The following is a 13,232-nucleotide window of genomic DNA, read 5'->3' as shown; positions in this document are numbered from 1 at the left end:
CAATAAACAGCGTTAGCCAATCAAAAGAGGTCTTAAGACCTCTTTTGTTGTTTTTAACTCTCGAAAAAAGTGGTATTAATGAAGGCTTATACAAAGTACCAGCAAGGAAAGAAACTGTGAGTGACGTTTTTAACTTTAGTGCCGGCCCTGCGGCTTTACCGAAAGCGGTAATGGAGCAAGCCCAGTCGGAATTCATTAACTGGAACAACTTGGGTACGTCTGTAATGGAAATCAGCCATCGCAGTAAAGAGTTTATCCAAGTGGCCGAGCAAGCTGAGCAAGACTTACGTGATTTGCTCAATATTCCAGATAACTACAAAGTTCTATTTTGCCAAGGTGGTGCGCGAGCGCAGTTTGCAGCCGTGCCTTTAAACCTTCTTGGTGACAAAAAGAAAGCGACCTACGTTGATGCAGGTTACTGGGCAGAAAGCGCCATCGATGAAGCGCAAAAATATTGTGAAGTGGATGTTTTCGATGCGAAAACAACCATTGATGGCAAAGTTGCAGTAAAGCCAACTAGCGAGTGGAAAGTCGCTGCTGATTCTGCGTATGTTCACTTTTGCCCGAATGAAACCATTGATGGTGTAGAGATCGCTGAGCTGCCTGAAACCGATTTGCCGATCGTTGCAGATATGTCCTCTAATATTCTTTCTCGTCAAATTGATGTCAGCAAGTACGGCGTGATTTACGCGGGTGCGCAAAAGAATATTGGCCCTGCGGGTCTTTGCATCGCTATCGTTCGTGATGATCTGTTGGAGTTTGCGAGCCAAGTGGTACCAAGCTTTATTAATTACAAAGTCTTGGCAGAAAAAGACTCGATGTTTAACACGCCACCAACGTTTGCTTGGTATCTCTCTGGCTTAGTGTTCAAATGGCTAAAAGCGCAGGGCGGTGTCGCGGCAATGGAGCAAATCAACCGTGAAAAAGCGGCATTGATTTACAACTACGTAGATGGTTCAGACTTCTACCGCAACAATGTACATCCTCAAAACCGTTCACGTATGAACGTGCCATTTCAATTGGCGAAACCTGAGCTAGATGGTCTGTTCTTGGAGCAAGCTGCAGAACGTGGTTTAGTATCATTAAAAGGTCATCGCGCCGTAGGTGGTATGCGTGCATCAATCTACAATGCCGTGCCATTAGAAGGTGTACAAGCCTTGGTTGAGTTTATGCGCGAGTTTGAAGAGAAAAACGCTTAAGTTCAATCGGATATTGTTGCACTACGCAAAGAGTTGATAGAAATGAAAGAGGCTGACCATATGGTCAGCCTCTTTAGTATTCGCTGAATTATTAGCGTTGTCTCTGTTTGCGTTTACCTTGCGCGTTACCGGTATTATTTCCGGTTGTTCCACGGCGATTACTAGTGCTTCCGCCGTTTTTGCCTTGGTAACCGCTCTGGTTGTTATTTTGGTTTTGTGACCCGCCTTGTGGATTACCTTTACCACGATTTTGGCCACCAGAATTAGGTTTGCCGCCATTGCGGTTGTTAGGGTTACCTTGGCCGTTACCACCTTTAGCCGTATTGCGTTGGCCGTTGTTCTCGCCTCGCTTACCGTTCATTTTGCTAAAGCCCGGTTGGTTTTTAGTATGCTTAGTGGCAAAGCGTTGTGAACCGTGACGGCCAGACTTACGGCGCTGAGCTGGGGTTAGCACATCGGAGTCTTCCGCAGGAATCAAACAGCCCGGCTTATCACCAATTAAGTGCTTTTTACCCATGTTGATCAGTGCTTCACGAATCATCGGCCAGTTTGCTGGATCGTGGTAACGCAGCAGTGCTTTGTGCAGACGACGCTGACGATCACCTTTCGCTACTGGCACTTCTTCGCGTTTTTTGTATTTCACGCGTTTCAGCGGGTTAGTCTCTGAGTAATACATTGAAGTCGCATTACACATTGGTGATGGGTAGAAGTTTTGAACTTGGTCAGTTTCAAAGTTGTTCTTTTTCAGCCATAGCGCTAGGTTAACCATGTCTTCATCTTCAGTGCCCGGGTGCGCAGAGATAAAATAAGGGATCAGGTACTGCTTTTTACCTGCTTCTTGGCTGTATTTTTCAAACATTTCTTTGAAGCGGTCGTATGTCCCCATACCCGGTTTCATCATCAGATCGAGTGGGCCTTTCTCTGTATGTTCAGGGGCGATCTTCAAATAGCCACCAACGTGGTGAGTAACCAGTTCTTTTACGTACTCAGGTGACTCAATCGCTAAGTCGTAACGCACACCGGAGGCGATCATCACTTTCTTTATGCCTTTCACTTTACGCGCTTCGCGGTAGAGGTCGATGGTGTGCTTGTGATCGGTATTGAGCTTGTTACAAATACCCGGGAATACACAAGAAGGGCGGCGACAGTTTGCTTCCGCTTTAGGGTCGCTACAACCTAGGCGATACATGTTTGCCGTTGGGCCGCCAAGGTCGGAAATTGTGCCTGTAAAGCCAGGTACTTTATCGCGAATTTCTTCAAGCTCGTTGATGATCGACTCTTGAGAACGGTTTTGAATGATTCGGCCTTCGTGCTCGGTGATCGAGCAGAATGAACAACCACCAAAACAGCCACGCATGATGTTTACCGACGTTTTAATCATGTCGTAAGCTGGGATTTTCGCTTTGCCGTAACTTGGGTGAGGAACACGCGCATAAGTTAAACCAAATACGTAATCCATTTCTTGTGTAGATAGAGGAATCGGCGCTTGGTTAACCCACAGTTCGCGATCACCATGACGTTGAATCAAAGCGCGACCAGAATATGGGTTGGTCTCAAGGTGCATAATGCGACTAGCGTGCGCGTATAAAATACGGTCGTTATTTAGCTTTTCAAATGGCGGTAAGCGAACCGCGGTGGTTGCAGCGTCGTGGCGAGAAGGGCGAATCGTAATTGGCTTCGCTTCTGGCTCTTCAGTTTTTGCTTTGGTATCGCATTGCTCTTCAACCGCGTATGGGTTTGGCGGAATGAAGGCTTCTTTACGCGGCTTTTCAATACGTGATGAGTCTACGATGGTGTAGTCCTCAGGCTCACAAGGTAGGTTTACCGCTGTACCACGAACATTAGTTAAGCTAGAAATTTCTTCACCGTCAGCTAAGCGATGAGCCACTTCAACAAGCGCACGTTCCGCATTACCAAATAGAAGAATGTCTGCTTTAGCATCAAACAGCACTGAGCGACGAACTTTGTCTGACCAGTAGTCGTAGTGCGCCAAGCGGCGAAGGCTCGCTTCAATACCACCTAGTACAATTGGCACACCTTTGTAAGCTTCGCGGCATCGTTGCGAATAGACCAACGTCGCGCGGTCAGGGCGTTTGCCGCCTTCGTTGTTTGGCGTGTAGGCATCGTCATGGCGCAATTTTCTGTCCGCAGTGTAGCGGTTGATCATTGAATCCATGTTACCTGCGGTAATACCAAAAAATAGGTTTGGCTTACCTAATGCCATGAAGGCATCTTTATTATTCCATTCTGGTTGAGCAATAATGCCGACGCGAAAGCCTTGTGCTTCAAGTAGGCGACCAATGATGGCCATACCAAAACTTGGGTGATCGACATACGCATCACCGGTAACGATGATGATGTCGCAGCTGTCCCATCCCAGAGCATCCATCTCTTTACGGCTGGTCGGTAAAAATGGTGCGGTGCCAAAGCACTCCGCCCAATATTTCTTATGCTCGTGAATTGGCGTGATATTGTTGTACATATATTGCTCTTAATTCCAGTGAGCGCGAATTATAGCGACTTGTGATACGAGTATCTATAGCCGTTTTGTATCGAATATTATGACTGTTTAGCTTCTAAACTGCGTATTAGAAGGTCATTGCCTTATAGCGAAAAACCGCAGGTTTGGTAGAATCCGCACCTATTATTATTTTAGTGAGTAAATCACACATGGTTCAGCAATTGTTAACGATGTTTGCGCCAATGCTTTTAGGCGCGCAATTAGTTTTAACCCTAGTGTTAGTCAAAGGCGATATTTGCCCGGGGCAAAGAGGCCGCGTGCATAAACTATTACCTGTGTTAGCTATCTTATGGCTGGCCGTAGCCTCGCTAAAAATCCAAGCCTTTATGGTGGTTTTCGCGATTGGCTATTTTTATACCCAAGTGCAAACCAAAAAGACTCGCGATTCAGGCCCATTATGGGTGATGTATATGGCTAATGGTCTTGCGTTGGCTTACGTGGGCATCATGATTGGTGAGGCAAGCACTTGGTCTGCAGGCTTAGCGGTGTTGATTGAAGTATTATTGTTAGGTGCTGCATTGGCGCATCTATTACTGACGGTAGCGCGCACTCGTTTACAAGCATTCCATAAAATTTTACCTGCGGCAGGCGTTGTCTCTGCGATGCTGATGAGCTTGACGGTATTGTTCAAAGCCTATGGATTGAGCGAAGAGCAACTTAGCCAACTGACTCAACCCATTCTATTTGGCCTTGCGCTACTCATTAGTGGTGTTGTGGTTTGGTGTTGGCATATCTTTACTCAAAAAGCGGTGAGTAAAGTACAACTTGGTGTTGCGTTAGTGATGTTACTTGGCTCAGGTTTTATTGCCCAAGTGCTATAACTGGCGGCATTTTAGATCTGCTTCACTTTAAAAATGACTATTTAGGTCTAGGCTAAAAGTAAGCCATTAAAGTAGGAGTGGAGTTATGGATCTGAGCAATGTTCGAAGCCTAGATAGCATTATCCTTCTAGGTATCGTTAACGAAAAACTACGGCTAGAGTGCGATAGCTTCGATGAGCTAGTCAGCATGTATGAGATGGATGTTGAGAATGTTGTGGGCAAACTGGACGTACTCGGTTACCAATATGACCCGCTCACCAATCAATTCAAATCATACGAACGATAATTGAGAAAAGGCGCCTAGAGCGCCTTTTTTATTACCTCAATAATTCCACTAAGCGAGTTTTATCCCTTCTAAGTGCGCTTTGCACTGCTGTTTCGCGGTGGAGAAAAACGCTTGTAGATAGCGTTTGTCTTTTTCTGAATTTCGCGTAGCTGCGAATAACCGTCTTTGTAACCCATCACCTAACGGGATGCTAGTAATTAACCCTTGGCGAGAAAATTCGCTGATTGCCCAGTTTGGTAGTGCGGCAACACCTAATCCCGCTGACACCATTTGTACCAACATTAATGTGTTATCGCACTGCTTCCATTTAGCCGGTTCAATGCCTGCTGGTTGCAAGAAGTGTTTGACCACATCTAAACGCTGCTTTTGCACTGGGTAAGAGATCATAGTTTGATCTAGTAAATGCTCTGGTTCGATTTGCTTTAACGAAGCGAGAGGGTGGTTGATGGCGGTGATCAATCGCATTTCAAAATCGAACAGAGGTTCGTAATGTACTTCCGCTCTTGGTTGGATATCTGAAGTGATCACTAAATCAAGCTCGCCGTTGAGTAGTGCAGGCAGAGGCTCAAAACCAAAGCCGGATGAAAAATCTAAAGTGACACTTGGCCATGTCACTTGATATTCCTTTAATGCTGGCATTAGCCATTGAAAGCAAGAGTGGCATTCAATCGCCATATGCAGTCGGCCATTTACGTCTTCTTTTAAGCTCGCGAGTTCATTTTCTGCTCTCGCTAGACGTGGCAATACATCATCCGCAAGACGCAGCAAGATTTCTCCCTCAGAGGTGAACTTCACCGGACGAGTTTTACGCAAAAACAGTTGGCCGCCGATGCGTGCTTCTAAATCTTTTATTTGGTGAGATAGTGCTGATTGGGTTAAATGCAGCGCCGTCGCGGTGGCAGTGAGCGAACCAGTGTCGCGTAAAGAGAGCAGTGTCCTTAGGTGTTTGAGTTCTATCATCAATCACGTTCATCCAGATTTTCATTCCATGAATATTTCTAACTTACCTGTGTAACAGGTGAATGTAAACATCTAGACGTCTATAAGTCTGCTTTATTTATTTTTGAGGTTGAGATTAATGATTATGAATTTTTTTAATAAACAAGTTGAATAATTGGACGTTGTTCATCTTGGCGAGAAGCGAGATAGTTTAGCCATCCAGACGCCTTTGGTTGCTCTGAAGCAGAAAGCAATCAAGTAGGCTCTGAACCAAACAAACGAAATAAAATATTGAACGAAGGATTTGGATTATGGCTACGACAACGCACATTTTAGGTTACCCGCGTATTGGCGAAAAACGCGAACTCAAATTTGCGCTAGAAAAGTACTGGCGCGGTGAAATTGAACAGAAAGAGCTAAAGCAAGTGGGCGCGGATCTACGAGCAAAGAACTGGAAAACTCAGGCGGATGCGAATTTGAGCTTTGTCAGCGCGGGTGATTTTGCTTGGTATGATCATGTACTGACGACCACATTGCTACTCGGTAACGTGCCTAAGCGACATGACCAAGGTTTTCCGGATTTAGACACCTTGTTCCGTGTAGGGCGTGGTCAGTCGCAAGCCAATTGTGGTTGTGCGGGCAGTGCCGCATCAGATATGACGAAGTGGTTTAACACTAACTATCACTACATAGTGCCTGAGTTTAACAAAGAGACGAGCTTTGAAGTGAGTTGGCCGCAACTGTTCGAAGAAGTAAACGAGGCAGTAAAAGCAGGCCATACGGTGAAACCAGTGTTGTTGGGGCCTCTGAGTTATCTATATCTAGGTAAAGAAGTGGAAGATGGCTTTGACCGCCTAACTTTGCTACCACGATTACTCACCGCCTACCAAGCGATCTTGGCCAAGTTGGCTAAACAAGGTATCGAATGGGTACAAATTGATGAGCCAATTCTATCACTTGAACTAGAAAAGCCATGGTTGGATTCATTTAAGCTCGCTTACCAAGTGATTCGTAGTGATGTCAAAGTGCTGCTAACTACTTACTTTGATTCTGTTGTTGATTCACTCGACCGTATTGTTGAGCTTGAAGTTGATGGTCTACATGTAGATTTGTCTGCGGCGCCATCTCAGTTAGATCAAGTTGCTGAAAAGTTACCAAAAGAGTGGGTATTGTCAGCTGGAGTGGTGAATGGCCGAAATGTGTGGCGCGCAGATCTTTCAGCGCAATTGCAAACACTTCAGCCGTTAAAAGACAAGTTGGGTGAAAAGCTTTGGATTGGTTCGTCTTGTTCGCTGCTACACAGCCCAGTTGATCTTGAGTTAGAGCCAAACCTAACCGATGAAGTGCAAAGCTGGTTTGCTTTTGCTAAGCAAAAAGTGACCGAAGTTTCGCTGTTAGGGGCAGCGCTAGATGGCGACCAAAACGCGATTCTTGCTTGTGATACCTACAGTGCGCCAATTCAAGCGCGTAAGACAGCGGCTCACGTGAACAAACCTCAAGTTCAGCAGCGCCTAAATAGTATTACCAAAGCGTTAGCGGAGCGAAGTGCGCCATATAACGAACGCGCGGCTCATCAGGCTGAAGTGCTAGGCTTACCATTGTTTCCGACGACGACGATAGGCTCGTTTCCGCAAACCAGTGAAATTCGCGTACAACGCAGTGCCTTCCGCACGGGTAAGTTATCGGAATCTGAATACGAAATTGCGCTCAAAGGCCATATCGAAGATGCAGTAAAACGCCAAGAAGCGTTAGATCTGGATGTGTTGGTGCATGGTGAAGCGGAGCGCAATGACATGGTGGAATATTTCGCTGAAAACCTAGCAGGCTTTCAAACCACTAAGTTTGGTTGGGTGCAAAGTTACGGCTCTCGCTGCGTAAAACCAGCCATCGTGGTTGCAGATATTGAGCGTGAAAAACCTATGACAGTTGGCTGGTCTACGTATGCTCAGTCGCTAACCAGTAAACAGATGAAAGGTATGTTAACTGGGCCGGTGACTATCTTATGTTGGACATTCCCACGTGAAGATATCTCGCGAAAAGAGATTGCTAACCAACTTGCACTGGCGCTGCGTGATGAAGTGTCTGACCTACAAGATGCAGGCATCAACATTATTCAAATTGATGAGCCCGCAATTCGTGAAGGTTTGCCACTGAAAAAGCGTGACCACAAAGCATATTTAGAGTGGGCAGTGGATGCGTTTAAGATCTCCGCAGCAAGCGCGAAGCCAGAGACTCAAATTCATACTCACATGTGTTATTCAGAGTTCAATGAAATTATCGACTCAGTGGCCGCACTTGATGCCGATGTGATTACCATTGAGACATCACGCTCGAATATGGAGCTGCTGAAAGCGTTTGAAGAGTTTAATTACCCGAATGAAATTGGCCCTGGCGTATATGATATTCACTCGCCAAACATTCCAACCGAAGAGTGGATTGAAGGTCTTATTAACAAAGCGGCTGAGCAAATTCCGGCGCAGCGCTTATGGGTAAACCCAGATTGTGGACTAAAAACTCGTAACTGGGCTGAGACAGAAGCGTCGCTCGCCAACATGGTCTCTGCAGCCAAGAAACTGCGTAAAGAGTTTGCTCAAGCGTAACTAAAACCGTCTATTCGGCCAAAATAAAAATCCCCGCGACTGTAATCAGTGAGCGGGGATTTTCTATTCTTATCAGAGGTCTAGCTCAGTATGATCAACACCGTACCGGCTAAGGTCATCAATATGTTGGCTATCGCGTAGGTACCCGCATAACCCAATGCTGGGATGGTCGATTTCGCGTAGTCATTTACGATGTCCATTGCAGGAGCACAGGTGCGAGCACCGATGATGGCACCAAATAGTAGTGCACGGTTCATCTTAAGCAGGTAGGCGCCAACTAAGTAAGCTGCAACCACGGGAACCACGCTGACTAAGAACGCAAGGCCAATCACCTGCGGGCCGATTTGCGATAGATGCTCAAACATCTTGCCGCCAGCACTGAGCCCGATGCCGACCATAAAGAACATCAAGCCTAAGTCTTTGACCATGTTAAGCGCACCTTGAGGAACATAACCAAAAGTAGGGTGGTTCGCTCGCAAGAAGCCCAGTGAAATACCTGCCAGCAATAGACCAACCGCGTTACCAAGGCCAAATGATACTTGGCCAAACGTCATCGTAATCAAACCAAACAGTAAGCCAAGGATGAAGAAGCTACAGAAGGCTAATAGGTCAGCCATTTGGCTGTGAATCGAGATGAAACCGATTTTTTCCGCTAGGCCATGCACGCGGCTCTTTTCACCACTTACCTGCAGTACGTCACCTTTTGCTAATACGATGTCTAAATCCATTGGCATTTCGATTTGCGCACGTACAACGCGGTTTAAGAAACAGCCATATTCAGAGAGATTCAAATCTGAAAGGCGCTTGCCGGCAATGGCATCACTCTTAACGACGATTTCTTCTTCTGCGATACGTAAATCAAGTAGGTTGCGATCGAAGACTTCTTTACCGTTACGGAAGCTTGGGTCAAGACGAGCATGGCTATCTGGGAAGCCAACCAGCGCAATCTCATCGCCTTCTTGTAAAATTGCATCACCATCAGGGTGCGCTAAAATTCCGCCACGGCGAATACGTTCGATGTAACAACCAGTTTGGCGGTAGATACCCAGCTCACGTAAGTTCTTACCATCTGTCCAATCGATAAGTTCTTGGCCAACACGATAGGCACGAATAATTGGCAGGTAAACTTTACGTTGACCACTGCTGCCTAAACCACGCTCTTGGGCAATTTGCTGAGCAGAGTCTGATAGGTTTTCTTTCTGCAGTTTTGGTAGCAACTTAGCAAACATGATCATACTGATTAAGCCGATCAAGTAAGCCATCGCATAACCGACCGAAATATTTTCAAGCACTAGCCCAAAGTCCATGTTTCTCGGTAGCGTTGCCAGACCGGTGTTCAGAGCATCTTGCGCACCTACTAATACTGGGGTCGAGGTTAACGCACCCGCCATCATACCGGCAGATAGGCCAAGGTCCAAACCTAGATAGCGGCTGCAGAAGTGGGTGATGAATAGCGCCGTAGAAAGCACCACCATACTCAAAATGAAATAGTGTTTACCATCGCGGAAGAAGATACCAAAAAAGTTTGGCCCAGCTTCGATACCTACACAATAGATAAATAGCATAAAGCCAATGGTTAAGGCGTCTGCGTTAAAGGTAAAACCTAAGTGACCCATGATCAGCGAGGTGATCAATACGCCAATAGAGTTACCAAGTTGAAGGTTTCCGAAGCGGATTTTGCCGATAGCAAGGCCAATGGCCAATACGACAAAGATGAGGAGGATAGGGTTTTGTTCGAGCAAGTGTACGACGTCAATGTTCACAGGGGCAATTCTTGTGTCTGTGCCAGAAAAAAATACTTAAGGCCATTTTTTGAGCTCAAGTATAGGTTGTGCAAATTGTAGCTGAAAAAATAAAAAAGATAAGTAGAAAGTACTATTATTTTTAGTAGCAGTGAACGAATCTCTTGTTTTGGCCTAAGTTTCTGTTAGATATGAAAAAACCGCTGCAAAAGCAGCGGTTTTTAATAATTCGTTTCGCAGTGTGAGATTAGTCGAAAAGACCTAGGTTCTCTTTTGCGTATTCTTCAAATTCAGTACAGCCGCCGATGTGCTCTTGATCGATGAAAATTTGAGGTACAGTTTCTACTGGCTTACCAACTGTTTTTTCTAGATCCGCTTTTGAAATGCCTTCAGCGTGGATGTCTACGTAGCGGTAGTTGAAGTCGTCACGTTTTGCTTTTAGCGTTTCTGCGTGCTCTTTTGCGCGAACACAGAATGGACATGCTGGGCGACCGAAAATAACTACGAACATATACTCTTTCTCCTTTATTTTGATAGCTGCAACTATGCATTAATCGAGAGGGAAAATAAAGTGGCATTTGCCTCTTGATTTGATAGGTAGAATCTATTGCTGAAAAAGCAGGCGAGAATAAGGATATGTTGCCATTAAAGCCGTGGGACAAGTCGCGAAAGCATCAAAATAAATAGGGTTATTTTCGACAAAGCGCTGTAGGTCAATTTTTTTTTGTTTGCCACAAGGCAATCTAGATTTAGCCCAATTTAAGCCTAAGGAGTGTAATTGTGTTTCAATTTATGACCTCCACACGAATCATCTTTGGTGAAGGTGCGTTGCAATCGTCTCTCTCCGTTCTCAACCAATTTGGTTACAGCGTACTGCTTGTCACTGGACAAAACACCTCTCGAGCCTCTCCATTAATCAATTATCTAAAACAGCAAAACATGCGCTATCAGCATGTGGCCATTTCAGGCGAACCTAACATCACTATGGTTGAAGAGACCGCTTTATCAGGGCGTAAGTTTAAGCCAGATATGGTGGTGGCGATAGGCGGCGGTAGTGTTATCGATATGGGGAAAGCCCTTGCGGCGATCATCCCTAACCAAGGCGATGTTTACGATTATGTTGAAGTGGTCGGGCGCAACGTTCCTTTAAAAACCAAGCCGATCCCTTTTATTGCTATTCCCACAACGGCGAGTACCGGCTCTGAAGTGACGCGAAATGCTGTGCTTCGCTCGGGGCAAGACCAAGTAAAAGTGAGTTTGCGTAGTCCAGATATGTTGGCCGACGTAGCGATTGTTGACCCAACATTAACCTACGGCACTGATAGCTATACATCAGGCCGCGGTGCTATGGATGCGTTTACTCATTTGATGGAGGCCTATGTCTGTGGCGATCCTAACCCGCTGACCGATATGGTGTGTGAAGAAGGGTTAAGACGTCTAAGTGGCGCTATCTTAGCGGGTTGTTTGCAAGATGATTTTAAATCACGCAGTGATTTGTCTTTTGCCGCCATGCTTGGTGGTATGGCGATCACCAATGCGAAGTTAGGCGCTGCCCATGGTTTAGCTTCTGCGCTTGGTGGCAAACTCGCCGCGCCGCATAGTGTGATAACCGCTCGTCTCGCACCTTATGTAATGCAAGAAAACATTCGAGCTGCGCAAGATGCAGGCCGAGCAGATGTATTAGCGCGATATCAAAAGGTGGCGCAAATTCTCACCGAGCGAACCAATGCTTGCCGAACTGACAGCATACTTTGGGTAAATATGATGCTAGATAAGCTCGGTTTGCCTAACTTAAATAGCTTTGGTGTGTGCAGCACGTCGTTTGAAGATGTCGCCAATGATGCGCTTAAATCGGTGGCGATCAAAGGGAATCCACTTCCTCTAACCAAAGAGCGATTGACCTATATTCTTCAGCAAGTATGCCAATGCCAAGGGGAGTGTACTGAGAGTGCCGATATTGAACGCGCGTCTTTAGCCGAAGTGGTTGATGAGTCGGGGCGGCGAGGACTATCACCACCGATAGCGGATATAAAATAAATAGAGCAAAACAAAAACGGAGCCAATCGGCTCCGTTTGTTTATGCTGTTTGCGTGGGTTAGACCACTAGTCTAGAAGTGTGAAAGCTTGTCGTAGCGAGAATCTTTCAGTGCGTCTTTTACGCGTTTAAGGTTTTCACGAAAACCCGCGCCGCGACGCAGTGTAAAGCCTGTTGCTAGCACATCAATTACTGTCATCTGCACAACGCGACTTGCCATTGGCATGTAAACGTCAGTGTCTTCTGGCACATCCAGAGAGATAGAAAGCGATGCTGCTTTATCTAGCGGAGAATCTTTTGCTGTTACGGCAATAACCGTTGCACCGTTCTCGCGAGCAAGATTAGCGATTTCAACTTGGCTCTTAGTACGACCTGTGTGCGAGATAAGCACGATCACGTCGTTGTCAGAACAGTTAATGCAGCTCATGCGTTGCATGACGATGTCTTCAAAACAAGTAATAGGGATATTAAAACGAATAAACTTGTTTTGTGCGTCTTTAGCTACCGCTGAAGATGCGCCTAAACCGAAGAACGAAATACGTTTCGCTTGAGTAAGAAGATCAACAGCGCGATTAACCTGCATCGGGTCTAGGCTGTTTTTCGCCACATCCAAACACGCCATAGTGGATTCGAAAATCTTATGGGTGTAGGCATCTGGGCCGTCGTCTTCTTCTACGTTACGGTTTACGTATGGAGTGCCGTTTGCCAGACTTTGCGCTAAGTGCAGTTTAAAGTCAGGGAAGCCTTTGGTGTCCAAGCGGCGACAAAAACGGTTAACTGTAGGCTCACTCACATCGGCCATTTTTGCCAATGTTGCAATGCTAGAGTGAATAGCTGTCTGTGGCGATGCCATAATAACTTCGGCAACTTTGCGTTCAGACTTGCTGAAATTCTCTAGATTTTTTTGGATTTTTTCTAATGTATTCATAGTGTTCACAGGGGTATAGAGAACAACTCGCTGGACAACAACTTACACGTCAAATCGAGTTTATAACATCTCACTTCGATTGGATTCTATTCACCAGCGCCATTGAGCCAGTATAAACCTATCCCACGCTGTTCCAGTAATTTTTATACGAATCAATTGGT

General features: G+C 45.8%; 10 protein-coding genes. 5 read left to right on the top strand and 5 right to left on the bottom strand.

Translation table 11 applies throughout. From position 1 onward, the window contains the following. Positions 1-116 precede the first annotated feature (116 nt). Entirely contained in the window at positions 117-1,199 is a 1,083-nt protein-coding gene (gene serC / locus MU515_RS01460) for a 3-phosphoserine/phosphohydroxythreonine transaminase (RefSeq protein WP_260258586.1), read from the top strand. A gap of 91 nt (positions 1,200-1,290) precedes the next feature. Here the strand turns inward: serC and MU515_RS01455 are convergent, their stop codons facing one another. After that, a complete protein-coding gene (locus MU515_RS01455) occupies positions 1,291-3,681 on the bottom strand; it encodes a YgiQ family radical SAM protein (RefSeq protein ID WP_260258585.1) in 2,391 nt (796 codons plus the stop codon). 188 nt (positions 3,682-3,869) lie between these two features. Here MU515_RS01455 and MU515_RS01450 point away from each other — a divergent pair, with 188 nt between their 5' ends. After that, entirely contained in the window at positions 3,870-4,541 is a 672-nt protein-coding gene (locus MU515_RS01450) for an HI_1241 family integral membrane domain (RefSeq protein WP_260258584.1), read from the top strand. An 85-nt stretch (positions 4,542-4,626) separates the two neighbouring features. Continuing rightward, a complete protein-coding gene (locus MU515_RS01445; protein ID WP_260258583.1) occupies positions 4,627-4,827 on the top strand; it encodes a DUF4250 domain-containing protein in 201 nt (66 codons plus the stop codon). A 48-nt stretch (positions 4,828-4,875) separates the two neighbouring features. Here the strand turns inward: MU515_RS01445 and MU515_RS01440 are convergent, their stop codons facing one another. After that, complete coding sequence (locus MU515_RS01440; protein ID WP_260258582.1) at positions 4,876-5,787, bottom strand: LysR substrate-binding domain-containing protein; 912 nt, start codon at positions 5,785-5,787, stop codon at positions 4,876-4,878. Between the two features lie 290 nt (positions 5,788-6,077). On the opposite strand from MU515_RS01440, the gene metE reads away from it, so the two are divergent. Beyond that, on the top strand, positions 6,078-8,366 hold the full coding sequence (gene metE / locus MU515_RS01435; RefSeq protein ID WP_260258581.1) for a 5-methyltetrahydropteroyltriglutamate--homocysteine S-methyltransferase: 2,289 nt from the start codon (positions 6,078-6,080) through the stop codon (positions 8,364-8,366). An 80-nt stretch (positions 8,367-8,446) separates the two neighbouring features. Here metE and MU515_RS01430 read toward each other — a convergent pair whose 3' ends face one another. Together MU515_RS01430 and MU515_RS01425 are read right to left on the bottom strand one after the other, a co-directional pair. Next, positions 8,447-10,129 carry an aspartate:alanine antiporter gene (locus MU515_RS01430; protein ID WP_260258580.1) on the bottom strand — a complete coding sequence of 561 codons (1,683 nt, stop codon included), beginning with the start codon at positions 10,127-10,129 and terminating at the stop codon, positions 8,447-8,449. A 226-nt stretch (positions 10,130-10,355) separates the two neighbouring features. Then, on the bottom strand, positions 10,356-10,619 hold the full coding sequence (locus tag MU515_RS01425; RefSeq protein WP_260258579.1) for a GrxA family glutaredoxin: 264 nt from the start codon (positions 10,617-10,619) through the stop codon (positions 10,356-10,358). Positions 10,620-10,888: 269 nt separating this feature from the next. Here MU515_RS01425 and MU515_RS01420 point away from each other — a divergent pair, with 269 nt between their 5' ends. Continuing rightward, positions 10,889-12,145, top strand: a complete 1,257-nt coding sequence (locus tag MU515_RS01420; protein ID WP_260258578.1) for an iron-containing alcohol dehydrogenase — start codon at positions 10,889-10,891, stop codon at positions 12,143-12,145. Between the two features lie 71 nt (positions 12,146-12,216). Here the strand turns inward: MU515_RS01420 and MU515_RS01415 are convergent, their stop codons facing one another. Then, positions 12,217-13,071, bottom strand: a complete 855-nt coding sequence (locus MU515_RS01415) for a MurR/RpiR family transcriptional regulator (protein ID WP_260258577.1) — start codon at positions 13,069-13,071, stop codon at positions 12,217-12,219. Positions 13,072-13,232 lie beyond the last annotated feature (161 nt).

The sequence above is a fragment of the Vibrio intestinalis genome (genome assembly GCF_025195085.2).
GTDB lineage: Bacteria > Pseudomonadota > Gammaproteobacteria > Enterobacterales > Vibrionaceae > Vibrio > Vibrio intestinalis.
The sequence above is the reverse complement of the archived record's forward strand: the minus strand, read 5'-3'. Positions and strand labels throughout refer to the sequence as shown.

Bases quoted from the DNA above. Each gene is read 5' to 3' on its own strand.
- MU515_RS01415 (WP_260258577.1), bottom strand. From the start codon at position 13,071: ATGAATACATTAGAAAAAATCCAAAAAAATCTAGAGAATTTCAGCAAG.
- MU515_RS01425 (WP_260258579.1), bottom strand. From the start codon at position 10,619: ATGTTCGTAGTTATTTTCGGTCGCCCAGCATGTCCATTCTGTGTTCGC.
- MU515_RS01445 (WP_260258583.1), top strand. From the start codon at position 4,627: ATGGATCTGAGCAATGTTCGAAGCCTAGATAGCATTATCCTTCTAGGT.
- MU515_RS01455 (WP_260258585.1), bottom strand. From the start codon at position 3,681: ATGTACAACAATATCACGCCAATTCACGAGCATAAGAAATATTGGGCG.
- MU515_RS01450 (WP_260258584.1), top strand. From the start codon at position 3,870: ATGGTTCAGCAATTGTTAACGATGTTTGCGCCAATGCTTTTAGGCGCG.
- MU515_RS01440 (WP_260258582.1), bottom strand. From the start codon at position 5,787: ATGATAGAACTCAAACACCTAAGGACACTGCTCTCTTTACGCGACACT.
- metE (WP_260258581.1), top strand. From the start codon at position 6,078: ATGGCTACGACAACGCACATTTTAGGTTACCCGCGTATTGGCGAAAAA.